The 25,841-nt window shown below is 61.3% G+C and carries 19 protein-coding genes and 1 pseudogene; 9 read left to right on the forward strand and 11 right to left on the reverse strand.

The genetic code is table 11. The annotated features are described in order from the left end of the window. The first annotated feature begins 28 nt into the window (after positions 1 to 28). A complete protein-coding gene (locus ACKZ62_RS12840; protein ID WP_032885315.1) occupies positions 29 to 1,432 on the forward strand; it encodes an MFS transporter in 1,404 nt (467 codons plus the stop codon). A 30-nt stretch (positions 1,433 to 1,462) separates the two neighbouring features. On the opposite strand, the gene ACKZ62_RS12845 is transcribed toward ACKZ62_RS12840, so the two are convergent. After that, positions 1,463 to 2,440, reverse strand: coding sequence for a DMT family transporter (locus ACKZ62_RS12845; protein ID WP_447096776.1), 978 nt, complete (start codon positions 2,438 to 2,440; stop codon positions 1,463 to 1,465). Between the two features lie 92 nt (positions 2,441 to 2,532). Between ACKZ62_RS12845 and ACKZ62_RS12850 the strand changes: the two genes are divergently transcribed. Continuing rightward, positions 2,533 to 3,441 (forward strand): LysR substrate-binding domain-containing protein, encoded by a 909-nt coding sequence (locus tag ACKZ62_RS12850; RefSeq protein ID WP_447096777.1) that lies wholly within the window; start codon positions 2,533 to 2,535, stop codon positions 3,439 to 3,441. Positions 3,442 to 3,474: 33 nt separating this feature from the next. Here ACKZ62_RS12850 and ACKZ62_RS12855 read toward each other — a convergent pair whose 3' ends face one another. Both ACKZ62_RS12855 and ACKZ62_RS12860 read right to left on the reverse strand, forming a co-directional pair. Next, positions 3,475 to 4,767, reverse strand: a complete 1,293-nt coding sequence (locus ACKZ62_RS12855) for a PQQ-dependent sugar dehydrogenase (protein WP_179178901.1) — start codon at positions 4,765 to 4,767, stop codon at positions 3,475 to 3,477. Beyond that, positions 4,764 to 5,177, reverse strand: coding sequence for a DUF2231 domain-containing protein (locus ACKZ62_RS12860; protein WP_032885312.1), 414 nt, complete (start codon positions 5,175 to 5,177; stop codon positions 4,764 to 4,766). The genes ACKZ62_RS12855 and ACKZ62_RS12860 overlap by 4 nt, the downstream gene beginning before the upstream one ends. 172 nt (positions 5,178 to 5,349) lie before the next feature. Here ACKZ62_RS12860 and ACKZ62_RS12865 point away from each other — a divergent pair, with 172 nt between their 5' ends. Together ACKZ62_RS12865 and ACKZ62_RS12870 are read left to right on the forward strand one after the other, a co-directional pair. Then, the gene (locus ACKZ62_RS12865) at positions 5,350 to 6,375 is read left to right on the forward strand and encodes a UV damage endonuclease UvsE (RefSeq protein WP_032885311.1); all 1,026 of its coding nucleotides are present in this window, start codon (positions 5,350 to 5,352) and stop codon (positions 6,373 to 6,375) included. Further along, on the forward strand, positions 6,375 to 7,148 hold the full coding sequence (locus ACKZ62_RS12870; RefSeq protein ID WP_095184616.1) for a nucleotidyltransferase domain-containing protein: 774 nt from the start codon (positions 6,375 to 6,377) through the stop codon (positions 7,146 to 7,148). Before ACKZ62_RS12865 ends, ACKZ62_RS12870 begins: the two co-directional genes overlap by 1 nt. A 719-nt stretch (positions 7,149 to 7,867) precedes the next feature. Here the strand turns inward: ACKZ62_RS12870 and ACKZ62_RS12875 are convergent. The 3 genes and pseudogenes from ACKZ62_RS12875 to ACKZ62_RS12885 form a co-directional block, all read right to left on the reverse strand. Further along, positions 7,868 to 8,635, reverse strand: a complete 768-nt coding sequence (locus ACKZ62_RS12875) for a methyl-accepting chemotaxis protein (protein WP_371260683.1) — start codon at positions 8,633 to 8,635, stop codon at positions 7,868 to 7,870. 135 nt (positions 8,636 to 8,770) lie between these two features. After that, positions 8,771 to 9,820 (reverse strand): annotated as a pseudogene (locus ACKZ62_RS12880) (cache domain-containing protein); the annotation flags it as partial. 137 nt (positions 9,821 to 9,957) lie between these two features. Further along, positions 9,958 to 13,947, reverse strand: coding sequence for a bifunctional nitrate reductase/sulfite reductase flavoprotein subunit alpha (locus ACKZ62_RS12885; protein WP_447096778.1), 3,990 nt, complete (start codon positions 13,945 to 13,947; stop codon positions 9,958 to 9,960). A gap of 613 nt (positions 13,948 to 14,560) precedes the next feature. Here ACKZ62_RS12885 and nirB point away from each other — a divergent pair. Next, the gene (gene nirB / locus ACKZ62_RS12890; RefSeq protein WP_447096779.1) at positions 14,561 to 17,104 is read left to right on the forward strand and encodes a nitrite reductase large subunit NirB; all 2,544 of its coding nucleotides are present in this window, start codon (positions 14,561 to 14,563) and stop codon (positions 17,102 to 17,104) included. After that, a complete protein-coding gene (gene nirD, locus ACKZ62_RS12895) occupies positions 17,104 to 17,466 on the forward strand; it encodes a nitrite reductase small subunit NirD (RefSeq protein WP_122765235.1) in 363 nt (120 codons plus the stop codon). The genes nirB and nirD overlap by 1 nt, the downstream gene beginning before the upstream one ends. Positions 17,467 to 17,597: 131 nt before the next feature. On the opposite strand, the gene ACKZ62_RS12900 is transcribed toward nirD, so the two are convergent. Genes ACKZ62_RS12900 through ACKZ62_RS12920 form a run of 5 tightly spaced genes read right to left on the reverse strand, consistent with a single transcriptional unit; the run spans position 17,598 to position 22,787 of the window. After that, positions 17,598 to 18,929 carry an ABC transporter substrate-binding protein gene (locus tag ACKZ62_RS12900; protein WP_122681101.1) on the reverse strand — a complete coding sequence of 444 codons (1,332 nt, stop codon included), beginning with the start codon at positions 18,927 to 18,929 and terminating at the stop codon, positions 17,598 to 17,600. Between the two features lie 39 nt (positions 18,930 to 18,968). Next, on the reverse strand, positions 18,969 to 20,036 hold the full coding sequence (locus ACKZ62_RS12905) for a branched-chain amino acid ABC transporter permease (protein WP_095184622.1): 1,068 nt from the start codon (positions 20,034 to 20,036) through the stop codon (positions 18,969 to 18,971). Positions 20,037 to 20,059: 23 nt separating this feature from the next. After that, complete coding sequence (locus ACKZ62_RS12910; RefSeq protein WP_032885303.1) at positions 20,060 to 20,941, reverse strand: branched-chain amino acid ABC transporter permease; 882 nt, start codon at positions 20,939 to 20,941, stop codon at positions 20,060 to 20,062. 2 nt (positions 20,942 to 20,943) lie between these two features. After that, positions 20,944 to 21,720, reverse strand: coding sequence for an ABC transporter ATP-binding protein (locus ACKZ62_RS12915; RefSeq protein WP_447096780.1), 777 nt, complete (start codon positions 21,718 to 21,720; stop codon positions 20,944 to 20,946). 11 nt (positions 21,721 to 21,731) lie between these two features. Then, a complete protein-coding gene (locus ACKZ62_RS12920) occupies positions 21,732 to 22,787 on the reverse strand; it encodes an AMP-binding protein (protein WP_032885301.1) in 1,056 nt (351 codons plus the stop codon). Between the two features lie 263 nt (positions 22,788 to 23,050). Here ACKZ62_RS12920 and ACKZ62_RS12925 point away from each other — a divergent pair, with 263 nt between their 5' ends. From ACKZ62_RS12925 to ACKZ62_RS12935, 3 genes are all read left to right on the forward strand, one after another. Further along, entirely contained in the window at positions 23,051 to 23,488 is a 438-nt protein-coding gene (locus ACKZ62_RS12925) for an HIT family protein (protein WP_032885300.1), read from the forward strand. Positions 23,489 to 23,558: 70 nt separating this feature from the next. Next, entirely contained in the window at positions 23,559 to 24,287 is a 729-nt protein-coding gene (locus ACKZ62_RS12930) for a hypothetical protein (protein ID WP_122753487.1), read from the forward strand. A gap of 85 nt (positions 24,288 to 24,372) precedes the next feature. After that, positions 24,373 to 25,776 (forward strand): XAC2610-related protein, encoded by a 1,404-nt coding sequence (locus tag ACKZ62_RS12935; RefSeq protein WP_447096781.1) that lies wholly within the window; start codon positions 24,373 to 24,375, stop codon positions 25,774 to 25,776. Positions 25,777 to 25,841 lie beyond the last annotated feature (65 nt).

Below are 25,841 nucleotides of genomic sequence, written 5' to 3' on the forward strand. Positions count from 1 at the left end.
CTACCTAACAAAAATAAAAAGTGATGCCATGAATCTGAACGAGCCCATCAGCGCCCAGCGCGTTGGCCAGGCGGTAGGCAACTATCGCTGGACCATCTGTGCGATGTTGTTTTTCGCCACCACCGTCAACTACCTCGACCGCCAGGTGCTCAGCCTGTTGGCACCGCAGTTGTCCACGCAATTTGGCTGGAGCAATACCGATTACGCCAACATCGCGGCGGTGTTCCAGTTCGTGTATGCGATTTCCATGCTGTTCGCTGGGCGCTTTGTCGACAAGATCGGCACCAAGGCCGCTTACGTGGTCGCCATCGCCATTTGGTCCACCGGCGCCGTCATGCATGCGTTCTCGGTGCAGATGGGCGAGGGCATTGCCGCTGTCAGCAGTGCGATTGGGCTGGCGGTGATTCCGGTATCGATTGCCGGGTTCATGCTCTCCCGAGCGGTGCTGGCGATTGGCGAGGCGGGTAATTTCCCGATTGCGATCAAAGCCACTGCCGAATACTTCCCCAAGAAAGAGCGCTCCTTCGCGACCGGCATCTTCAACTCCGGCGCCAACGTCGGCGCGATCCTGGCGCCGATCTGCGTGCCGCTGATTGCTGGCATGTGGGGCTGGGAAGCCGCGTTCATGGTGATCGGCATGCTCGGTTTCCTGTGGGTGGCGGTGTGGGCAGCGGTGTATGAAAAACCCGAGCAGCAAAAACGCCTGTCGGCCGAAGAACTGGCCTATATCCGCAGTGACCAGACCGTACAGCCGTTCACCAAAGCCCCGTCTGGCGCGCCCGAAAAGAAAGTCTCCTGGTTCAAGTTGCTGACCTACCGCCAGACCTGGGCCTTTGCCTTTGGCAAGTTCATGACCGACGGCGTGTGGTGGTTCTTCCTGTTCTGGCTGCCGACTTACCTGTCCGCGCAATACGGCATGAAAGGCGCCGATATCGTGATGCCGCTGGCGGTGCTGTACAGCATGACCATGGTCGGCAGCATCGGCGGCGGCTGGTTCCCCAGCTACTTTATGGCGCGCGGCGATGCCCCGTACGACGGCCGTATGAAAGCCATGCTGGTGATCGCGCTGTTCCCGTTAGTGGTGTTGTTGGCGCAGCCCCTGGGCTACATCAGCTTCTGGGTGCCGGTATTGCTGATCGGCGTGGGCGCGTCTGCGCACCAGGCGTGGTCGTGCAACATCTTCACTACCGTGTCCGACATGTTCCCGCAGAAAACCGTGGCCTCGGTGGTCGGTATCGGTGGCATGGCCGGTGGGATCGGCGGCGTGGTGATGACCAAGATCGGCGGATGGGTGTTTGACTATTACAAGTCAATCAACGACATCCACACCGGCTACATGATCATGTTTGCTATCTGCGCCCTGGCCTACCTGGTGGCGTGGAGCGTGATGAAGACCTTGGTACCGCGTCACAAGGAAATCACCGACCTGTGAAAACCACAGGTCGCGAGGTGCACTTGCGCCTCACACCCGTTCAGCACCCCCGCAGGTGCTGGCGGGGTCTGCCCTGGTCAGGATGATCCGCACCGCCATCACCACACCGGTTAGCACAGCGGCCAAGCCTGCGGTTTCCATCGGCGTTGGCCAGCGCCCGTGAAACCCCAGGCCGAGCAGGGTGGCGAAGAGTGATTCAAGGGCGATCAATTGGCCGCTCAGTACCATAGGCAAGCGCTGTGTTGCGGCGTTCCAGGCCCAGGCGCCGACCACGGTCGACATCAGCGCGATGATCAGGCTCCAGGCATACAGCGGCCCAGCGCGGGAGAGCCCAAGGCCCAACGTCGGAAGCTTGAGCAGGCCGAAGCTCTGTATCAGCGGCAGCAACCCCAGTGTGGCGGTGCCTGCACCGAGCAGCATCAACGCGCTCCAGAGTCCAATGCTCGACGCGGGAAGGTGCATCAATTGCTTTTGATTGATCACGCTGAAGCCTATCCACAAGCCAACCGCGCTCAACGAAAACAGCAGCCCCAACCACCAGGAAGCAAGGCTCAATGAAGGCTGGTGCAGGCTGCTCAGATTGGCCAACAACAGCCCCACGGTCAGGCACGTCAACGGCATCGCCAGCCTGCGCCACTGCACGGTTTTGTCCCTGGCGTTGCCGAGCAGAGCCAGCAACACGGGGACCATCCCCACCAGCGTCGGCGTCAGCACCGGGCCGCCGAACATGACTCCCGCAGCGATGCACGCGCCGTATCCCAGGCAGCCCAAGGCGCCGAGGGCTGCGGCGAGGCAGAGCTGGCCAGGCAGCAAAAAACGCAGGTGCGCCCGGCACAGAATCACGCCCAATACACCCAGTGCGCCCGCGATCAAAAAACGCACCACCATCAGGTCGTAGAGGGTGTATTCGCCACTGACGTAAGGCGTGATGAAGTTCAGCGCCCAGCCTAGGGTCGAGATGACCGCCAGGGTTACGCCAACAAATATCGAGCTCTTCGGTAAGGTCATCAGGGTTATCCATCAGGCGAGAGATCCATGGTGCCTAGCCGCGAGGCTGTGCTACAAACGAGTTCTCCGCCCTGAATGCATAACTTCAGATTATGAATACGCTCGGTAAAACCTTGCCGCCTCTTGCCAGCTTGTTGCCCTTTGAAGCAGCAGCGCGCCTGTGCAGTTTCTCCAGGGCGGCGGATGAATTGCACATCACACAGGCGGCTGTTAGCCGACAGATTCGTGGGCTTGAAGACAACCTCGGGGTGAAGCTGTTTTACCGGCGCAACCGCGCGGTGTCCCTTACGCCAGAAGGGCGTGACCTGGCGCGGGTGGTTAGCGACGCATTGCACAGCATCGGTGACAGCGCAGCCCTCTTGCGCGCCGCGCAACGCAGCGACCGGGTGGTGCTGCTCTGCCAACTGTGCGAGGCGTTTTATTGGTTGATGCCGCGTCTGTCGAGTTTCCACCAGCAATACCCGCATCTCGATATCCAGGTCGTGACCTCAACCCGGCCGCTGACGGAGTTCAGTGCGCACTTCGACGTCGCTCTGCAAAGTTCGCGGCGACCCAGTGGCGCACATCCCTTGATGTTCACCGCTGCTGACGAAGTGTTCCCGGTGTGCAGCCCGGCCTACTTCGATGCGCGACAACCGCTGTCGCTCACCGAATTACAGTCGGCCACTTTTTTGCACCACAGCTCCCAGCCTCCGCACTTGATGGAGTGGGACAGTTGGTTGCAGGTATTCGGGCAGACAGTGGCCGTCAATGCGCGCAGTGCCACATTCGACAGTTATCCATTGATGTTGCAGGCAGCGGTGGAAGGGCATGGAGTTGCCATGGGCTGGCGCCGTACGGCAAGCAGGCTGATCGAGAGTGGGGCGCTGGTCAGGCCCTGTGTGGAGAGCGTGCATTTACCCGAGGCGATTTCGATTTATCGTCATCAAGGCGCGGGCGACCGCCCAGAGATCGCGGCGTTGTTGGGCTGGTTGCAGGAGCAATTAAAGGGCGACAGCTGACGGCTGATCAGCTGTCGCACACTCAATGCGCTGTTATTGGTTACGCGTCACGCGCCACACCGTGTTGGCCAAGTCATCCGCAATGATCAGCGCACCTTTGGGGTCCACCGTCACGCCCACCGGGCGGCCACGGGTCTTGCCGTCGTCGCCACGGAAGCCGGTGGCGAAGTCAATCGGCTCACCCGCCGGTTTGCCATTGCTGAACGGCACAAAGATCACCTTATAGCCCACCGGATTCTCACGGTTCCAACTGCCGTGCTCGCCGACGAACACGCCGTCGGCGAATTTTTCGCCCATGGCCGGGATGGAAAAGTCCACACCGAGTGCCGCCACGTGAGAGCCCAAGCTGTAATCCGGCTTGATCGCAGCAGCGACTTTGGCCGGGTTCTGTGGTTGTGCGCGCGGGTCGACGTTCTGGCCCCAGTAGCTGTAGGGCCAACCGTAGAAGGCACCTTCACGCACCGAGGTCAGGTAGTCCGGCACGAGGTCGGGGCCGAGTTCATCGCGTTCATTGACCACTGTCCACAGTTGCCCGGAGTCGGGTTGGATGGTCAGCGCCGTGGGATTGCGCAGCCCGGTCGCGTAGGGCTTGTGCGCGCCGGTGGCGGCGTCGATCTGCCAGACCATGGCGCGATCGATCTCCACTTCCATGCCGCGTTCGGTGACGTTGCTGTTGGAGCCGATGCCCACATACAGCTGGCGCCCGTCAGCACTCACGGCCAGTGACTTGGTCCAGTGGTGGTTGATCTGTGCCGGCAGGTCGGTGACTTTGACCGGCGCACCGCTGGCCTTGGTCTGGCCGTCGGTGTAGTCGAAACGCACCAGCGCATCTTGATTGGCGACGTAGAGCTTGCCGTCCGCAAATGCCAGGCCATAGGGCGCGTTGAGGTTATCGGCGAACACGGTTTTCAGCTCGTAGGTGCCGTCACCGTCGGCATCGCGCAGCAGGGTCAGGCGGTTGCCGCTCTTGACCTTGGTGTTGCCCTCGGCCTTGATCAGGCTGGCGATCACATCCTTGGGCTTGAGCTTGGCCGCACTGCCGCCACGGCCTTCGGCGACGAGGATGTCACCGTTGGGCAGCACCAGGGTCTGGCGGGGGATGGCCAGGTCGGTGGCGATGGCCGTGACGCTGTAGCCTTCGGGCACTTTGGGTTTCTGATCGCCCCATGGCGCGGGCTCGGCGATCTTCATGCTCGGCAGCAGGCTGCTTTGTTGTTCCGGCAATTTGGGATCAGGGCCGCGGGCCTGGGTTTTATCGCCTTCGCCACCGCAGGCGCTTAACAGCAGGGCGGCACTCAACAGGGTCAATGTGCTGGAGGTTTTCATTTCACACCTCCCGAACGCAGGCCGGTCCAGGTCGCTGCGAGCGTCAGCAGCATCACGATCGCCGACAACACCAGGCCGGTCGGCATGGAGGCGTAAGCGTCCTTGGCGTGTTGGAACGCGTTGACCAGACCGAGTATCCAAGTGGCCAACAACAGCAGGACATACCGAGTAGGTTGCCCGGCCTTACGCTCGGCGCGCAGCAGGTTGACCAGTGCAAACAGCAGCGCAAAACCACCGAATACCAACGCACCGGCGATCAGCCAGGAGGCGAAGTTCGCCCACTGGATCTGGTAGGTCTGGGTGTAGGCGATGTCACTGAGCAACGCGCCAAGAAACAGCGGCACGGTGCCGGCGAGCAAGGTCGCATGCAGCGGACCTGGCGTGGGGCGATAGGTGGAGAGGGTAGTCATGGGGGGGCGGCTCCTTTTTATCCAACGCCCCTGGGCGGGGCAGCGCATAGGAAATGAGCGCGGCGCTTGTCGGAAAGTTCAGGGTGATTGGTGTCTAAATATTATGAGCCCGCTGCCAGAGCCCATGCATAAGGCCGTATCATCGTGTACTTTCCTTTCGCCAGGCGCCTCTATGACACACCCTCGCATTGGCTTCGCATGCCAGTACAAGCACCCCGAACGCCTATTGTCGCCCAGCGCCCTCAAGCTGATCGAAGGCCCGTTCAACCCCCGCACGACCACCTTGCGCTGGATGGACGGGGTTACGCCGCAGGTCGCCCGCGAAAAATTGGTCGAAGTGGTCACCCATAATCTGGCAGCGCAATTGCGCCTGTTGGCCTATGTCGCCCAACTGCCGCCAACCTTGCGCATGCTGCGCTTGAGCAGCGACCTGCTGCCGTTCTACAGCCATCCGAAAGTCGCCGACGTCTATAAAGATCCCGCCATCGAGCGCCAATTGATTGAAGGTTTCGCCGCCATCGGCGAGCTGGCGCGTGCCTCGGATATTCGGCTGTCGTTCCACCCTGGCCAATACTGCGTGCTCGGTTCGGAAAACCCCGGCGTGGTTGAAAACAGCCTCGCCGAATTCGAATACCACGCCGACATGATCCGCATGATGGGCTACGGGCGGCAGTTCCAGGACCTCAAGTGCAACGTGCACATCGCCGGACGCCTGGGCGTTGAGGGCACTCGCGCGGTGTGGTCGCGCTTGTCTGAGGTGGCGCGCAACTGCATCACCTTCGAGAACGATGAAAAGACCTACGGGCTCGACCACTGCCTGCAAGTCGCCGATCTGGCGCCGGTTGTGCTCGATATTCACCACTGCTGGATCAACGAAAACGAGTACATCGACCCCAGCAGCGAACGCGTCACTCGCGTGATCGACAGCTGGCGCGGCGTGCGGCCGACCATGCACTACTCCCAGCCCCAGGAAGTCCTCCAGGAACTGGGCTTCGACGCCGAGCACAAGTTGGAAATGGACGCGCTGTTGCAGGTGGTCTCCAAGCGTGACCTGTACGCCCACAGCGCGCAGATGTGGAACCGCTGGACCAACAACTACGCGCTGCAGTTTCTGGAGCGCTTCGACATCATGTTGGAATCCAAGGATAAAAACGTGGCAGCGCTGGCGTTTTATGAGCACTGGAAGAGACAGTCGTGATGACGTCGAACAGCTCGGGTATTGACCCGGACGGCTATATCCTAAGCGTCCCCCACAACCCAATGCAGCCTGAGTTCCAGGCATTGCTTGAGGATGTCTGCGCTTCGCTGTCGCCGGATGATTTGGGGCTGGACAGTCTCTATCTGTACGGCAGTGTCGCAAGGGGAGACGCCACGCCCGGTGTCTCTGACCTGGACCTCACGCTGGTGCTGCGCGAACCGCCCACCGCGCCGCTGCTGGCGCGTCTGGAAGCGATTCGCCGGGCGTTGGAGCAACGGCACCCGCAAGTCATTAAGGTCGATTTTGACATCGGCAGTCGTGGGCAAGTGTTAGCGGCTGACAACAGCAACAGTTGGGGCTTCTGGCTCAAGCACCATTGCCGCTGCCTGTGGGGCAATGATCTTTCCCTGCATTTCGAGCGGTTTCGGCCGTCCCGCGACATTGCCGTGGCGTTGAATGCCGACTTTGAACACGTGCTGGCCGGCTACCTCACGCGTATTGCGCAAGCCGCTACCCAGCAGGACCGATTGCGCTTGCAGCGTGAGGCGTCGCGCAAGGTTGTGCGTGCCACGCATGTGTTGCGCTCGGAAGATGCGACAACGTGGCCACAGACACTCGAAGAGCATGTTGCACTGTTCGTCAGACGTTATCCGACGATGATCACGCAGGTGGCGTTCTTTCTGTTTGAAGCGCGAAATCCTGAAGCCGAAGTCGACAACTTCACGACCCGGCTGCAGACATTTCTGGGTTGGATGGCCTCGCAACAGCAATAAAGGTGTTGGCCGTGAGGCCGCCACTGCAGCATGGCCATCTCCACACTTCCTAAAGACCAACACACAACCCTGTGGTGAGCGGGCTTGCCCCGCGCTGGGCTGCGAAGCAGCCCCAAAGCCTGCCAACGCGGTTTTACTAAGAAATCGCGGCGGTCTTAGTGGGGCCGCTCCGCAGCCCAGCGCGGGGCAAGCCCGCTCACCACAAGAGCGTCGTTTTCTCAGGGTATGTATTCACCAAAGATGTTTAGCTACCCACGACCATTGCAGCATGAGCATCTACACACTTCCTAAAGGCTGACACATAACACTTTGTGGTGAGCGGGCTTGCCCCGCGCTGGGCTGCGAAGCAGCCCCAAAACCTGCCAACGCGGTTTTACTGGGCCAACGCGGTGGTCTTATTGGGGCCGCTCCGCAGCCCAGCGCGGGGCAAGCCCGCTCACCACAAGAGCGTCGTTTTCTCAGGTTATGTATTCACTACAGATGTGTAGATGCCCACGGCCATTGCAGCATGGCCATCTCCATACTTCCTAAGACCAACACATAACCCTGTGGTGAGCGGGCTTGCCCCGCGCTGGGCTGCGAAGCAGCCCCAAAGCCTGCCAACGCGGGTTTACTAAGAAATCACGGCGGTCTTATTGGGGCCGCTCTGCAGCCCGGCGCGGGCGGTGCGACGATTCGATAAGCCCGCTCCCAGCGTTGATCAATGTGCTTGCCAACCCTCAGGACTTGAAGCGTCCCACCAACCCATTGAGCTCATCCGACAAATTCGACAAGCGCCCCGAGTCGTCCTGCGCTGAGTTGGCCAGGCTTTCCACCAGGCGCGCTTCGTCGTAGATCTGCTGGATATGCCGGTTGATTTCTTCGGCCACGCTGTGTTGTTCCTCGGCGGCGGCGGAGATTTGCAGGTTCTGGTCGCGGATCTCGTTGACCGACAACTGGATGCCTTCAAAGCTGTCCCGCGCGCTTTCAATGGACGACACACTGGCCCGTGACAGGTCCAGGCAACTGCCCATTTTTTGCGTGACTTCCTGGGTCTTGTTTTCCAGGGTGCCCAGCAGATTTTCGATTTCGCCGGTGGAGTCGGAAGTGCGCTTGGCCAGCGCCCGTACTTCATCGGCCACTACCGCAAAACCACGACCCTGATCACCGGCGCGGGCTGCTTCGATGGCGGCGTTGAGCGCCAGCAGGTTGGTCTGTTCGGCAATCGCGCGGATGGTGCCGATGATCTGGTTGATGCTGCGGCTGCCGGCTTCGAGTTCGACCATGGCGTCGGACGACTCGGTCAGACGGCGGCCCAGGCGGTTGACGTTATCGGTGGTGACTTCGATCTGTTGCTTGCCCTCGGCCACACGGCGATGGCCGTTCTCCGCCGACTCTGCCGCGCTGCTGCAGGAGCGCGCGACTTCGTTAGCGGTGGCGACCATTTCGTTGAATGCAGTGGACACCAGTTCCACGGCCTCGCGCTGGCGCCCGGCGGCTTCGTTCATGTTGTGCGCCACTTCGCTGTTGACCTTGGAGGCGTTGTGCAAATTGGCCGAGGCCGCGCCGATGTGCTGGATCAATTGGCGGATGGCGGCGAGGAACTTGTTGAACCAGCCAGCGAGTTCAGCGGTTTCATCCTTGCCCTGCACGTGCAGTTCGTGGCGCAGGTCGCCTTCACCCTCGGCAATCGACTGCAAACCGGTACTGACCTGGCCGATGGGCTTGACGATCACTTTGGAAAACGCCGCCGCGAGCACGCCGAAGATCAGCACCAGCACGCCGACGATGACGGCGGTGAGGTAGGTCATGCGCGTGGCTTCGGCCATGACTTCGCGGTGTTCGATCAGGCCGATATAGCGCCAGCCCAGGCCGGGAGAGGTCCACACGTTGGCCATGTAGCGCACGCCGTTGATTTCCACTTCGGTAGAACCCTGGGGTGTCTCGGCCAAATGCGCATAGGCGGCACCCAGCTCCTTGAGCGGCTTGAAGCTGTGGGCGGCGTCGCGCGGGTCGACCAGCACCACACCGTCCTCGATCAGCATTACGTAGCCGCTTTCGCCGAGCTTGATGCTCTTGACCAACTCGGTGAGGTTCTTCAGCGACACGCTGACCACGAACACCCCCTTGGCCTTGCCGGCGTTATCCAGCAATGCCCGCGCGGTGCCCACCAGGGCCACGTCGTCTTTGTCGTAATAGTACGCCGGGGTGCGCACGGTCTTGCCGGGGCTGGCCATCGCGGCCTTGTACCAGGGGCGTGTGCGTGGATCGTATTTAGCCAGTTGTGGATCATCGGGCCATTTGACGTAGGTGCCGTCTTCCAGGCCGATGGACAGGATGGCCGCCGCCGGATGGGTGGCGCCAAACCGGGCGAATCGGTCGATCACCTCTTGCGCGGCCGCAGGCATCGGTTGGCTGGCAGCGTCGGCGGGTTGGTAATTCTTGAGGGTGTTGACGGAGGTGTATACAGGATCCGTGGCCATTTGATCGACGTTCTGCAGCGTGCCGTCGAAGAACTGACGGATATTGCCATCGATCTGGCGGATTTCGCGGGTGCTGCCGTCGATGAACTGATCGACCGCCTGGGTCCGCGTGTTCATGACAGAGATCACCGCCACCAGGCTGACCGGGATAAACGCGACAGAGACAAACGCCAGTACAAGCTTATTTTTTATTTTCATCGAGACGACCATCAGCACGGAGGGTGGTGAAACCGTCGCATTCTGCACCCGCAGCGCGGCGATTTGCTATCACCGCTGTTTCGGCTAGATGCCGGCAAATCTTTAGGGTTTTTTGTACACAATACAATCGGCGATTGTTCTGTATCCAATCAGTAGACATCACGCAGATAACGCTTCTGCTCACTCAGTTGGCGCCAGTACTCCACGGCGTCGTCTACGCCCAGTCCGCCGTGGGTATTTGCGACCTGGCGCAGTGCCTGGTCAACGTCCTTGGCCATATGGCTGGCATCCCCGCAGATGTACAGCTTGGCGCCGTCCTGCAACCAGCGCCACAGCTCGGCGCCGTGTTCGCGGATGCGGTCCTGCACGTAGATCTTCTGCGCCTGGTCGCGGGAAAACGCCAGGCTCAGATGGGTGAGCAGGCCGTCGCGCTGCATGCCTTGCAGTTCGTCCTGGTAATAAAAATCGCTGGCGGCGTACTGCTCGCCAAAAAACAGCCAGTTACGCCCCTGATGCCCCAGGGCCCGACGCTCCTGCAAGAACGCACGGAACGGCGCCACACCGGTGCCGGGACCGATCATGATCATCGGCACGTCGCCGTCGTTGGGCGTGCGGAAGTGCTTGGACGGCTGCACAAACACCGGCACTTCGCCGTCGCCGACGCGGTCGGCGAGGAAGGTGGAGGACACGCCTTTGCGCTTGCCATAACGCACGGCGGCCACCGTCAGGTGCACTTCGTGGGGATGGGCCTTGGCACTGGAGGCAATCGAATACAGACGCGGTTGCAGACGTTTGAGGGTGCCCAGTAGCTCGTCCGCCGAGCAGTCGATGGGATATTGCTGCAGCACATCCGTGAGCTGTCGGCCCCATAGCCAGTCTTTGAGTTCAGCCTTGCGCTCGGGCCGCAGCAGTTGTTCCAGGCCCGGATTGGCACTGCGCTCGGCAATAAAGGCCAGGGTCTCGCTGCCAGGACGGGCGATCTCGAAGTGCTGGGTCAGCGCCTGTTGCAGCGATACCTCACCAAAGGTGTCGATGTTTACCGAGGCGCTGGCGCTCAGGTGGGTCAGCTCCAGCAGTTCGCTCACCAGTTCCGGGCAGTTGCGCGGCCGCACGCCGAGGGCGTCTCCGGCTTCGTAGGTCAGGCCGGAGTCCGCCAGGTCCAGGGCGAATTGGCGAGTTTCCTTGTGGGCGTTCTGGGGGTTCAGGTGCCGGTTGAGCAGCAGGCGTGATTGATGCAGTTTGGTTTTGCCGGCGGGTGTGGCGGCCAGTGTGACGGGCTTTGCCGGGTTGAGGGTTTGCTGCAACTTCGTCAGCCAGGCATCGGCGCGTTCTTCGAATTCGGTATCGCAGTCGACGCGTTCCAGCAGGCGCGTCGCCCCCAGTTCCACTAGGCGCTGATCAAGCCTTTTGCCGTGCCTGCAAAACTGGTCGTAATTCGGATCACCCAGGGCCAGTACGGCAAAGCGCAGGGACTCCAGGCGCGTGTCGACGGTGCTGAGGCTGTGCCAGAAACCTTCGCCATTGTCCGGTGGGTCGCCGTCGCCAAAGGTGCTGCTGATCAGCGCCAGGTTCTGGGTACTCGCCAGTTTGCTCGTCGGGAAGTCCGCCATGGCGCTCAGTTCCACGCTGATGCCCGCTTCGCGCAGGCGTTTGGCGAAGCGCTCGGCCAGGGCTTCGGCGTTGCCGGTCTGCGAGGCCCACAACAGGGTGACGTCCGGGGAGGGGAGTGGTGCAGCGCCTGCGCGACTGAACAAACCACCGAGCAACCCGTCCAGCCACAAGCGGGCGTCCTGGGCCAATGGCGCGCTTGCCGGCATCACCGGGACGCCAGCGTCCTGCCGCGTGGCGCTGGAGTGCAGGCCACTGAGGAAGCCGGCGAGGTAGGTGCGTTCACTGTCGCTTAGTGACGGCGCCGGCCTGTTACGGATACCGGTGAGATCAGCGAAGGCGTCAAGGCGCGACATGGTGAGGTCCTCCGGAAGGTCATGGGAAGTGGGCGCCGGTTGGTCGAGGAATTGATGGTCGATCAGCTCGACTCGGGCCAGCGCGACCGCGCAGCACTTGAACTCGGGCTGCAGGGAAGTCGGGTCGACGGCATCGTTGGTCACCGCATTGATCGCCAGGTGCTCGCCAAACACATCGTTCCAGTGGAAGGGCGCAAAGCAGTTGCCGGGCCGCACGCGGTCAGTGATCACCGCAGGCAGCACGGCACGCCCGCGCAAGGAGCGCACCTCCACCGGATCCTTGGCCGTGATGCCGAGGCGCGCGGCATCGTCGGGATGGATCTCCACGAACGGGCCGGGGTTGAGTTTGTTCAGGGTGGCGACTTTGCCGGTCTTGGTCAGGGTGTGCCACTGGTGCTGCAAGCGGCCGGTGTTGAGCACGAAAGGGAAGCGGTCGTCGGGCATTTCCGCAGGCGGCATATGGGGGCGCGGAAAGAATTGGCCTTTGCCGCTGTCGGTGGCGAATCTGAGCGTGCCGGTATTCAGGTAGCGGATCGGGTTTCGGTCTGCGCCGTCGGCTGAAGGGCAAGGCCATTGCAACGGTTGTTCACGCAGGCGCGCATGGCTGGCGCCGCGCATGTCATAGCCGGTCTTGGGGTTCCAGGCGCGTTTGATTTCTTCGAACACGTCGGCGGCGCTGGCATACGTGAACGCGTCGGCAAAGCCCATTTCACAGGCGACACGGGCGATGATCTGCCAGTCCGGCAAGGTTTCACCGGGTGCATCGACGGCCTTTTGCATCAGGGTCAGGTTGCGCTCGGAATTAATCATCACCCCTTCGGCCTCGGCCCACAGCGCGCCGGGCAGCAGGATGTCGGCGTAGCGGTTGGTCTCGGTGTCGAGGTAGGCGTCCTGGGTGATCACCAGTTCTGCTGTGCGCAAACCGTCGATAGCGGTCTGGCGATTGGGCACGCTGGCCACCGGGTTGGTGCAGATGATCCAGCAGGCTTTGATCTGCCCGGCGGCCATCTGTTCGAACATCGCCACGGTGCCGTTGCCGGCTTGGCGCGGCAGGCGGTCAGGCGGGATTTGCCAGAGGTCTTCGATAAATGTGCGGTCGGCGTCGACCATGACCGAGCGCTGTCCTGGCAGGCCCGGGCCCATGTAGCCCATTTCGCGGCCGCCCATGGCATTGGGTTGGCCGGTGAGGGAAAACGGCCCGCTGCCGGGGCGGCAAATCGCGCCGGTGGCCAGGTGCAGGTTGCACAGGGCGTTGGTGTTCCAGGTGCCGTGGGTGCTTTGGTTGAGGCCCATGGTCCAGCAGCTCATCCACTCGGCGGCCTGGCCGATCCAGTCGGCGGCTTGGCGGATATCCGCTTCGGCCAAACCCGTGATGGCAGCGACGCTGTGGGGCGGGTAGTCCTCAAGAAAACCGGGCATAACCTCCCAACCTTCGGTGAACGTGGCGATAAAGCCGGGGTCGGTGTGGCCGTTTTTCACCAGCAGGTGCAGCAGGCCATTGAGCAGCGCGAGGTCGGTGCCGGGTTTGATCGGCAGGTACAGATCAGCTTTGTCGGCGGTGGCGCTGCGCCGGGGGTCGACCACGATCAGCTTCGCCCCGGCCTTGACCCGGTCCATCATGCGCAGGAACAAAATCGGATGACAGTCAGCCATATTGGCGCCGATCACGAAGAACAGGTCGGCGCGGTCAAAGTCTTCATAGGAACCCGGTGGCCCGTCGGAACCGAGGGACAGCTTGTAGCCGCTGCCGGCACTGGCCATGCACAACCGCGAGTTGGATTCGATATTGCGGGTGCGCACAAACCCCTTGGCCAATTTGTTGATCAGGTACTGCGCCTCCAGGGACATTTGTCCGGACACGTAGAACGACAACGCATCGGGGCCGTCACGGTCGAGGATATGGCGCAAACGGCCGGCGGTTTCGCTGATGGCGGTGTCCATGGCGACCCGCACCGGGTTGTGATCGCGCTGCTCACGCAGGTAAGCGTTTTCCATGCGCCCGGACTCGGCGATGGCTTGGCCGCACGTCGTGCCTTTGGTGCACAGGCGGCCAACGTTGGTAGGGTGGGCCTTGTCGCCGATCACCTTGACCACTTTATTGTTTTCCACTTGCATCACGATGCCGCAGCCAACGCCACAATAAGGACACACGCTACGTACGCTTTGGTTTGCCATCCGTCACCCTCTAAACTTTTTTACCCGCCAACAAAAAAGCGCCCTGCAACCCTCCGTTTGGGAACGGGGGTTGCACGGCGCCTTTGTCGTGAATGGGCAATCAGCGTTGACTGCTTTATGCAGGTGTTCCTAGCAAGTCACGCGCCAGGTTTTTTCAAACGCTGCAATGGGTGCTTTTTTGTGAAGAACCGGGTTGTTCTGGTGAGCTGGCTGTTGGGGTGTGCGGGCTAGTCGAATCGTCGCACCGCCCGCGCTGGGCTGCGAAGCAGCCCCAACACTCATCAGCCTGGAAATTGATGATGCAAGTGCGCCTTTTTGATGCAACACGCACCAGTTGGATGCGCAATCCACGCTGTTCAGGCAACGCGAGGGGACTGCAGCGGCGCCACGTACGGCTCCGCGGCCGATTGGCACAGAGCCTGCAAGCTCCCCGTCAACCCCACTCGGTCAACGACGATCGACAGGCCATTGAGGTCATGGGCATAAAGCGATGGATCCGGCGAAGTCGTCCGAACAGATCCCGCATAAGAACAGGCAAAGACGCCTGGAACCGCAAGGTTTCAGGCGTTTTTTTTTGCTTTTTAAACCGTGATGAATGTTGTCAGGTGCTGATATGAACAAACCGATGAAAACCCTGATCGTCGTTGGCAATGGCATGGTCGGTCACCATTGTGTGGCGCAACTGATCGAGCGCGGCGCGCTGCAACACTACCACCTGCATGTGTTCAGCGAAGAGCCGATGCGCGCCTATGACCGTGTGCACCTGTCCGAGTATTTCACCGGACGCGATGCCGAGTCGTTGGCACTCTCCGAGGCGTCGCTGTACCAGACGCCGGGAGTGACGTTGCACCTGGGCGTGCCGGTGCTGGAGATCGACCGCGCTGGCCGTGAGGTGATCACGGCTCAGGGCTGCGTGGCCTACGACACATTAGTCCTGGCCACCGGTTCCTATCCGTTCGTGCCGCCGATCGAAGGCGCCGAAGGGGATTCGCGGTTGGTGTATCGCACCTTGCACGACCTTGATGCCATCCGTGCAGCGGCAGCCAATGCCCGACGTGGTGTGGTGGTGGGCGGTGGCCTGCTGGGCCTGGAAGCCGCCAACGCCCTGAAAAGCTTGGGCCTGGAAGCCCATGTGGTGGAGTTCGCACCGCGCTTGATGCCAGTGCAGTTGGATGATTTCGGCGGTCTGGCGCTCAAGGCCCAGATCGAACGGCTGGGCGTCGGCGTGCACCTGTCCCGTGCCACGCAGTCGATCAGCGCGGGCGAGCAGTACCGCTATCGCATGAACTTTGCCAACGACGAGTTCCTCGAAACCGACCTTATCGTGTTCTCCGCCGGCATCCGCGCACAGGACGCCCTGGCGCGCCAGGCTGGCCTGGAGATTGGTCCGCGTGGCGGGGTGGTGATCAACGATGAATGCTTGAGTTGCGACCCGCACATCTACGCGATTGGCGAGTGCGCGTCGTGGAACGGCAGCCTGTTCGGCCTGGTCGCACCGGGGTACCAGATGGCCCGCGGGGTAGCCGCGCTGTTATGCGGGCAGGTCGCCGAGCCCTTTGTCGGTGCCGACATGTCCACCAAGCTCAAACTGCTCGGCGTGGACGTGGGTTCCATCGGCGACGCCCATGCCCACACGCCGGGTGCGCGCAGCTATCAGTTCATCGACGAGGCCAGCGCCAGTTACCGCCGCCTAGTGGTGGACGCATCGGGCAAGCATGTGATCGGCGCAGTGCTGGTTGGCGACAACAGCTACTACGACACGTTGCTGCAATACATGCAGAACGCGATTGCACTGCCTGCGGAACCGGCCAGCCTGATCCTGCCTTCGTCCGCCGGTGCACCGACTCTCGGCCCAGGCGCGTTGCCGGAATCGGCCACGGTGTGTTCCTGCCACAACGTGACCAAAGGCGCGATTTGCTCGGCCATCGACGGCGGTTGCAGCGACCTCGGCCTGCTCAAATCCCAGACCAAGGCTTGCACCGGTTGCGGCGGTTGCGCGGGCTTGCTCAAGCAAGTGTTCGAACACGAGTTGATTGCCCGTGGCGTCAGCGTCGACAAGAGCCTGTGCGAACACTTCGCCTACACCCGTCAGGAGCTGTATGCCCTGGTGCGTGTGGAAGGGGTGACCACCTTCGAAGAACTGCTGGCCAAACACGGCCGTGGCCACACTGGTTGCGACGTGTGCAAACCGGCGGTGGGTTCGATCCTGGCGTCGTGCTGGAACCAGCCAATCATGGACGCCTCGTTGGTGCCGCTGCAGGACACCAACGACACGTTCATGGCCAACATGCAGAAGAACGGCACCTACTCGGTGGTGCCACGGATTCCCGGTGGTGAAATCACGGCCGACAAGCTGATCGTGATCGGTGAAGTGGCGAAGAAATACGACCTCTACACCAAGATCACCGGCGGCCAGCGCATCGACTTGTTTGGCGCGCAGTTGCATGAGCTGCCGGATATCTGGGCCGAGCTGATCGCCGCTGGCTTTGAGACCGGGCACGCGTATGGCAAATCCACGCGTACGGTGAAGTCCTGCGTGGGCAGCACTTGGTGCCGCTACGGCGTGCAGGACAGCGTGAAAATGGCGCTGCTGATCGAGGATCGCTACAAGGGCCTGCGTTCGCCGCACAAACTCAAGTTCGCGGTGTCCGGCTGCACCCGTGAATGCGCCGAAGCCCAGAGCAAGGACGTGGGCGTGATCGCCACCGAGAAGGGCTGGAACCTTTACATCGCGGGCAACGGCGGCATGCGTCCGCGCCATGCCGAACTGTTCGCTACTGACCTCGACGACGCCACGTTGATCCAGTACATCGACCGCTTCCTGATGTTCTACATCCGCACCGCCGACAAACTGCAACGCACCTCTGTGTGGCGCGAAAGCCTGGAAGGTGGCCTGGATTTCCTCAAAGACGTGATCCTGCACGACAGCCTCGGCCTGGGCGCGGAGCTGGAGGCGCAGATGCAGCTGGTCGTCGACCGCTACGAATGCGAGTGGGCCAACGCCCTCAAAGATCCGGAAAAACTCAAGCGCTTCCGCACCTTCGTCAACGACAAACGCCCCGACCCGGATATCCACTTTGTCCAGGAACGCGGCCAGCGCCGGCCGATCATGGCCACCGAACTCAACCTGATTCCCGTCATCGAGGAGATTGCCTGATGAGCCAGCCTGACACTCAGCACCACCTGTCCACCTGGAAAGGGGTGTGCAGTGAGCAAGACCTGGTGAGCAACTCCGGCGTAGTGGTGTGGCTGGACGGCGCTCAAGTGGCGCTGTTCTACCTGCCGGGTGCGCAGGAGCAGACGCTGTTCGCCATCGACAACCATGACCCGGAGTCGGGGGCGAATGTAATTGGCCGTGGATTGGTCGGCAGTATCAAGGGCGATTTGGTGGTGGCTGCGCCGATCTATAAGCAGCATTACCGCTTGCAGGACGGCCAGTGCCTGGAGTCGCCGCACCAGCGATTGCAGGTGTGGCCGGTGCGATTGAATAAGGGCGTGGTGGAACTCGCAGTGAGCTGATTCACCTCGGTCAAAATGTGGGAGGGGGCTTGCTCCCGATGGCGGTGTGTCAGTCAACATTTATATGGCTGAACCACTGCAATCGGGAGCAAGCCCCCTCCCACATAAAACCGCATTGCCGCTGAGAAATCCTACTGCTCTTTGCTGCAATCACGCGGCGTAATGCCTTTCTCCTTCGCGTACTGCGCCGCCGAGGCTTCGATGATCGGCCGCAGCAGCGCGCGATCGGCTTGTACCCAATCGCTGATCAGGTTCCAGCGCTGGCCATCCCACTGCTGGAAGCGTACCGCGCCGCCGCCTTCATGGTCGGCGCAGGACAGTTTCAGCGGTTGCACCAGGCCTTTTGCGCCCAGGGCCTGAAGACGCGCATCGTCCAAGTTCAGGTGTTCGAAACCCCAGCGCACTTGTTCGCCAGTGAGGGGCTGGTGGCCGTATTTTTCCTGGGCCAGGCGCACGGCTTCGACGTTGAGAATGCCGTTCACCACACCGAGGTTGTAGTACACCGTGCCGAAGCGCTTCGGATCGGCCAGGTTGCCTTTGCCCGCGTCCACCACGCTTTGCTTGATGCCTTGCAGCACTGGGAAATCGGTGCCGGACGGGTGGGTGGTGATGGAGATAAAACCCTTGGCTGCGTTGCCGGCCGGCAACACGTCTTCTTCCGAGTTGCTCCAGATATTGCCGATGATGTGATCAGCCGGGTAACCGACTTTTTGCGCAGATTTGAGCGCCACCGGGTTCATAACGCCCCAGCCGCGCAGGATCACCCAGTCCGGCTTGAGACGGCGAATGTTCAGCCACTGCGATTGTTGCTCGTTGCCAGGGTGTGGCACTTCCAGCAGGGTCAATTCGAAGCCGGCATTTTTGGCCAGGGTTTCCAGTACACCGTTCGTTTCCTTGCCGTAGGGCGAGCCGTGGTAGAGCACGGCGATTTTCTTGCCCTTGAGTTTGTCGGCGCCGCCTTCGCGCTGGCCGATGTAGTTGATGATCGCCGAGACTTCCGAATACGGGTTGAGCTGCAACGGGAACACGTAGGGGAAGACGCTGCCGTCGGTGGAGTCGGTGCGTCCGTGGTTGATGGTGATCAGCGGTAGTTTGTCGGCGGTCGAGCGGTCCAGCGTGGCGTAGGCGATGCCCACCGACAGCGGGTTGGTGGCCGCTGCGGGCGCACCGTTGAGACCGCCCTTGAGGCGCTCGTAGCATTCGACGCCTTTTTCCACCACGTACTCGGTCTCGCATTCGCTCCAGGTCAACTTGACGCCGTTCACGCCGCCGTTGGCGTTGATGTATTGCAGGTAGTCGATAAACCCACCGAAGAAGCCGGTGCCACCGGCGGCATAGGGCCCGACCCGATAGCTCTGCAACGGAAAGTATTGTTCGTTGGCGGCCTGGACGGTGCCCGTGAGCGTGGCGGTGATCAAGGCCAGGCCCAAGGCCAGGCGGCGCAGCGGTGCGGGGTGTCTCATGGAGGCAGTTCCTCGGGGTTCAGCTCGGGGGTTAGTAAGTTAGTAACGCAGCGGCCATACCCTGGCCCGTTGACGAAAGCGCTGCCACAGTCGGGCCAGCCCCTCCGGCTCCTTGATCAGGAAGGTGATGATCAGTGCACCGAACAGCATCTTCTGAAGGTTTTCCAGCTGGCCGGCGTCCATCAATCCGGCCGGCAGCAACGCGAAGAGGTTGCCCAGCAGGATCGGGAACAACACGATGAAGGCCGCGCCGAGGACGTTGCCGAGCACACTGCCCAGACCGCCGATAATGATGATGAAGAGCACCTGAAATGAGCGGCTCAGGTCGAAGCCGTGTGGCTCCACCGTGCCCAGGTAGGCGAAGGCCCAAAGCGACCCCGCGACACCCAGGTAGAAGCCGCTGATGGCAAACGCCAGCAGCTTGGCCTTGAGCAGCCGAATGCCGATCACGGCGGCGGCGGTGTCCATGTCGCGCACGGCCATCCAGTTGCGGCCCAGCTCACTGCGCACCAGGTTTTTACCGAGCCAGAACAGCGCCACGACCACGCTGAGGGTCAGCAGGTAGCGGCCACACGGCGAGCTGAAATCAACCCCAGCGATCAGCAATGGCGGTGAGGTGATTACGCCGGACGCGTTGTCGTTGGTAAACCAGCTGAAGCGGGTCAGTACCCACTCCACCACGAACTGGGCGGCCAGGGTCGCTACCAACAGGTAAAAGCCCTTGATGCGCAGGCTCGGCAGACCGAAGAACACCGCCACCAGCGCAGCGATCACGCCGCCCAGGCCAAAGCTCACCAGCAGCGGCAAACCGGGTACGCGCAATTGCAGGTTGTAGGCGGCAAATGCGCCCACCGCCATGAACGCCGCCGATCCCAGAGAGAGTTGCCCGGCGTAGCCAGTCAGCAGGTTCAGGCCGAGGCCGGCCAGGGACAGCACCAGCAGCGGCACGAGGATCGCGCTGAACCAGTAGTCGTTGCCCAGCCACGGCATCACCACAAAGGCAAAGCCCAGCAGTAGCCACAGTGCGATGCGGTCCTGGCGCAGGCGAAAGGTGCGGCGCTCGGCCGCGTAGGAGGTACTGATTTGACCGACTTCTTGATACAGCATGCAGGCATTTCCTCAAAAAACGATCAGACCCGCTCGATGGCGCGCTCGCCGAACAACCCGGCAGGGCGCACCAGCAAGAACAGCAAGGCAAGGACGTAAGGCACCCAGTTTTCAATGCCGCTGCCGATGATCGGGCCGAGGTAGATCTCGGCGATTTTTTCGCTCGCGCCGATGATCAAGCCGCCGACAATCGCGCCGCCGATGGACGAAAATCCGCCGATGATCAGCACCGGCAATGCCTTGAGTACCACCAGCGATAACGAGAATTGCACCCCCAATCGCGCGCCCCAAAGCAACCCGGCCACCAGCCCGACAAACCCCGCCACGGCCCACACCAGGGCCCAGATGCGCGGCAGGCGAATGCCCACCGCCATGGACGCCAGCGGGTCGTCTGCGACTGCACGCAGCGACAGGCCGATACGGGTTTTGTTGAACAGCAATGACAGGGCGAGCACCAACGCGGCGGCGGTGCCGGCAGCGAACAGGTCGAACTGCGAGAGCAGCATGCCGCGGATTTCCAGCGGCTCGTCGGCAATGCCCAAATCCAGGCCATGCACCTGCGCACCCCAGAGGAATTGCGCGAAGCCTTCGATCATGTAGGACAGCCCAAGGGTGGCCATGAACAGGATGATCGGCGGGCGATTGACCAGGGGCCGCAGCACCACTTTCTCGATCAGCAGCGCAAGCACCACCATGCTCACCAGGGTCAGCAAAAACGCGAAGACAAACGGAAAGCCGCGCTCCAGCAGGCTGACAAAGGTCAGCGCGGCGAACAGCACCATGGCGCCCTGGGCGAAGTTGAAGACGCCCGAGGCTTTGTAGATCAGCACAAAACCGATCGCCACCAGGGAATACATCACGCCCGCCAACAGGCCGCCGATCAGCACCTCAAAGAAAAATTCCATGCTCAAGTTCCCAGATAGGCGTCGATGACATCGGGGTTGGCGCGCACTTGCTCGGGTGTGCCGTCGCCGATCTTGCGGCCGTAGTCGAGCACCACTACGTGGTCGCACAAGCCCATGACCACACCGATATCGTGCTCGATCAGCACCACGGTGGTGCCGAACTCGCGGTTGATGTCGCGGATGAATTGGCTCATCTGGGCTTTCTCCTGAGCGTTCATACCGGCCATGGGCTCATCCAGCAGCAACAGGGTCGGCTCGGACGCCAGGGCGCGGGCCAGTTCGACACGCTTTTGCAGGCCATAGGGCAGGGTGCCCACCAGCACGTGTCGCCAGGGATGGATCTGCAAAAACGCGATGACTTTTTCGGCGTGCAGGCGGTGCGCGTCCTCCTCGCGCGGGGCTCGGCCCAGGCGCAGCATCTGCTCGATCCAGCTGCTGCGGCGCTTGAGGTTGCGCCCGGTGAGCACGTTGTCGAGCACGCTCATGCCCTTGAACAGCGCGATGTTCTGGAAGGTTCGCGCAATCCCGCCTTCGGCCGCCTGATGCGCGCGCATGCGCCGTCGGGTGTGGCCGGCGTACTGGATGCTGCCGCTTTGGGGGTGGTAAACGCCGTTGATCACATTGAGCAGCGAACTCTTGCCGGCGCCGTTGGGGCCGATCAGCCCGCAGATGTCCCCGGCCTTGACGTCGAAACTGATGGAGGTGATGGCCTTGATGCCCTTGAACGACAGGGTAATGTCATCGAGCCGCAGTAAGACCGCTTGAGTGGTTGCATGCATGGTTGGGCTCGTCAGACAGCGTGAGGCAGTCGTTGGTCGGCGGGTTGGTGTTGGGGCGCTGGCTCTTGCCAACGGCCGGGATCGATGCCCAGGGCGGTAAAGAACGCCGCACTGTCCGGGCTCAACGCTGGCCCTACCAGCAAGGGCACGCGCAAGCGGCTCATGCCCAGCACATCGAGCAATGGTCGACGCACCAGCCAGTGGCCCAGCCAGCGGCGAATGATTGATGGGGTTGGCTGCATCGCCCAGCGGTACAGGCGATGACTGAATGTGCCCGGCAGCGGCAGGCGCTCACGTGCCCACTGTTCCAGACGGCCGTAGGATTCACGTGTGCCCAGCACCAAGGTTGGGCCCAGCTCGCGGCGGTCGGTGTCACGGGTGGCCAGGGCTTCGGGGAAGTTCAGGCGAAAACCAGCGTGCAGCCAGGGCGCCAGCAAGTAGCGCGCCTGCCCGCTGGCGGCGAAAACACGCGCGGCCAGGGCTTCCTCATTGGCGTCGAGGTGTTCGCGGGCCACCAAAGTGCGCGCGTCCATGAGCAACTGCCCGTGGGTCAACTGCACGCGGGTATCGGCGTGGAACACAAAGGCGAGGGCGGTTGACTGAGTGGCGCACGCCGGGGCAGGGAGGTCCGTGCGCAAGTCCGCATAAGCGACCAAGTGGGGGCCTTTGTGTTGATCCAGACCGCGCCCATCGAGGTACACCACCACACCGGGCCCACTGATTGACGGAATCGCCTCGGCGTTTTCGGCGAGAACAAATGTCGGCCGCAGTTGCACCAGCAGCGCACGATTGTCGCGCTCGGGATCGAGCAGCGTGACGCTCCCCCCCAACCACTGCGCGGCCAGTGCCAGCAGCAAGGCTTCGGGGCGCGCCTGACTTATGATCAGCAGATCATCGTCAGGCCCGAAGTCGCGCTGGTGAAGGGCTGCGGCGAGTTGGCGTATGTCGTCTGCCAGTTCGCTCCAACGTCGCTCTTGCCAGATGCCCAAGCGCTTGTAACGCAAGGCAATCGCCGACCCTCGGGTGTGGGCTTGATGCAGCAGCGCCTGGGGCAGTGTCTGGGGCATGGGTGTGTCCTTTGGGTCGATGCAAAGGTGATTGCACGCGCCATGCCAGGGGGATAAATGCTTTTATTTCAAAGGGATACGTTTAATTTTAAAAGGGAGAGCCTGTTTGGATTCAGCACAAGCTGTGCAACTGCTGTTGGTGGGGCAACAGGCGTTTCCTCAGGTGGCCTGTCAGGTAACTCCCTTGGACTGTTCCCGTTGCTGAAAAGCAGGGGGCAAGCGTTAAAATGCCGCCCGCATCTTGCCCCCATCAAGGACCCTACATGCCACTGATCACGGAACGCGTAGCCCTGGCCCGCATCGGCGCCAATGAGAAGGTTATCTGCCGCATGGCCTCGGGCTGGGCGGTGATGGGGGATGTGCAGTTTCTGCCGGGCTACTGCCTGCTGCTGCCCGATCCGGTGGTCGCGAGTTTGAACGACCTGGATACCGAAGCCCGCGCGACTTACCTGCTGGACATGGCGCGCCTCGGTGATGCGGTGTTGCACGCCACCGACGCCCAGCGCATGAATTACGAAATCCTGGGCAACTCCGAGCCTGAGTTGCACTGCCATATATTCCCGCGCTACGCCTCGGAACCCGACGACAAGCGCCGGATGCCGGCATGGTTTTATGACTGGAAGAATGCTGTTCCTTATGCCGAAGAGGTGCATGGGGATTTGCGCAAGGCCATCGAGCGGTTGCTGCGTCAACCCAGTTGAGAGGCGAGAGCGTGCAGCCGCATTGGCGTCAACTTTTATTAACTTTCGCGTGAAGAGTGCAGTTAGAAATATGAATCTACTCGATCCGTTGACTGGAACAGAAGCGTTGACTCAATCGGGGAGACCCATAGAGCCTGGGTTTCTAACGGCTTTCTGGGGCTGGGGCTTTTCAGCATTGGATAACCCCCTGCTACGAGGTTATCTGGCAGAGTTTTTGGTGTACCGGGCGCTGTTCAACATGCCTAGCCCCGATTTCCAGGTACCCACATCGCATTTTTCAACCAAGATGGAAGGCGATGTTCATGACCTCGTGTTTTTCATGAATGATGAAAAATTCACTATTCAAGTTAAATCGAAAGACTCCTATAGCAAATCTCAGGTGTTCGATACCTCCTTCGCTGAAGGATTCGATTGTGTCTCCAATAGTCCGCTGCCCGCTGAGCATTGGTCAGACTTTTACATCTTCGCTTATCTGGCATTGGATAATAAAAAGTGTCAGGAGAACGAGCGTCTTCATGATAAGTGGAACCCCAATCCATCTCGTGCACTGCCGAGGGAGAAAGCGCGGTTCAAGCTCAATAAGCAGGCGTTGGTGAAATCGGTGTTGGAACTCGATAACTGGAGCTTCTACATTCTTGACCGAGAGCAATTACGTGGGCAGAAAAGCATCAACTTGAACAAGCTGCGCAGTAAGGTCAATAAGGGGGAAGCTGTGTGGGTACAGCATGGCGGTATTGCAGATGCGTTGGTGGATTTCGCCCTCGAACGGCACGCTAAACGCTGCGATGAAATGCTTTAGGTTCCCTTCGCTCGTGGGGTACGTCACATAGCCGCCAGCGAAACCGCTACACTGCCGCCCCCGAATTTCAGCAAGGATGCTTTGAATGCGTTCGCTCGTCAGCGCTGTGCTCCTCTCCATGACCCTGGCGGCCCCGGCCATGGCCGAGCCTCGTTCGTTCTCGGTCAATGACCCGAGCGGCAAATACCTGGTCGAAGTGTTGTTCCCGCAGGTGCCGCAGGACTTGCAGTACCTGGCGCGAGCCCTGATCACGATACGCGACGTAACTACCCTCGAAATCCTCCAGCAATTGCAGACTCCGGACGCCCAGGTGCCGCTGGACCAGAATGGTAAAACCGTCGACTGGCGTTTGATGGGCGAGAACGGCGTGGTCTACTTTGCCGACATCAATCAGGATGGCCGCCAGGACTTGGCGATCCGCAATGGCACCGGCGCGGATAAAGACTTCCAGTCCAGTTACGATGTGTACCTGCAAGACCCGCACAAGACGCAGTGGGTGCTCAACGGCCCCCTGACCGATCTTGCGAACGAAACCTCCGGCGGTATGTTCTCAGTCAATCCCAAGGACGGCGTTATCCATTCGCAGACCGACCAGGGTTGCTGCTGGACCCGCGCCAGCCGCTATCAGATGCGCGACGGTGAGTTGGTGAGACTCAGCGCGTACACCCAGGCCCAAGTGCCTGCGACGGACGATGACGCCAACAACAGCATGCCCAGCGGCTACATGCTGCGCACCACCGGTGAGTGGAAGGACGGCCAGTGGCTGGAAACCCCAAGGCTCGAAGGGCCGGTCAATGAGGATCCTGAGTTCCTGGCCGGCACCCTCAACGGCAAGATCCCGGTGCAACTCTGGTACCAGCAACAGGGCGCGGTGTTGATTGGTGAATTGCGCTACACCAAAAGCGGCAGCGGCAAGCCGATCAAGCTGGTAGGCGAGTTGGGTGAATACGGCGACCAGTCGTTTGTCTACCTGCACGAATATGCCGACGATGGTCATCAAACCGGCATCTGGCGCATCACTCGGGAAACCGTCGAGCCCTATGCTTACTCCGGCACGTGGGTCAGTGGCGCCCAGGGTGACAAGCCGGAGTTGCAAATCCAACTGCATCGCGAGGACCGTGAGCCTGAGTACAAGAAACTCGGTGACGTTGCCCGCGATCAGCGTGACGGTCACTACCAGATGCGCAACGACTTCCTCGACCGTGACGGCGACCTGGACCTGAAGATCCTCCCCGACCGCGATGCCCAGGGCCGCGAAGTGGCGGAGTTCACCGTAACGCTCAAGGAAACCGGTACCGACAAGGTCATCGTCAGCGCGCACCACAGCGTGCCGATGGAAACCGAAAACCTGATTATCGTGCGCGAGCCGTTGGCGACCCGGCGCGCCGGCCCGTATCACATTCAACTGGTGAAGGGTTTTGCGGTGATCAACCACAACTCGGCGCCGGACTTTCCGGATTACTTCACGGGGATGTATCGCAAGCAATAGCCTGGACAAACCCAGTGACTGCCCCAATCAGACCGGCCCCTTAGAAATGCGCCGGGCGTTACAGC

The organism is Pseudomonas sivasensis, assembly GCF_052938085.1.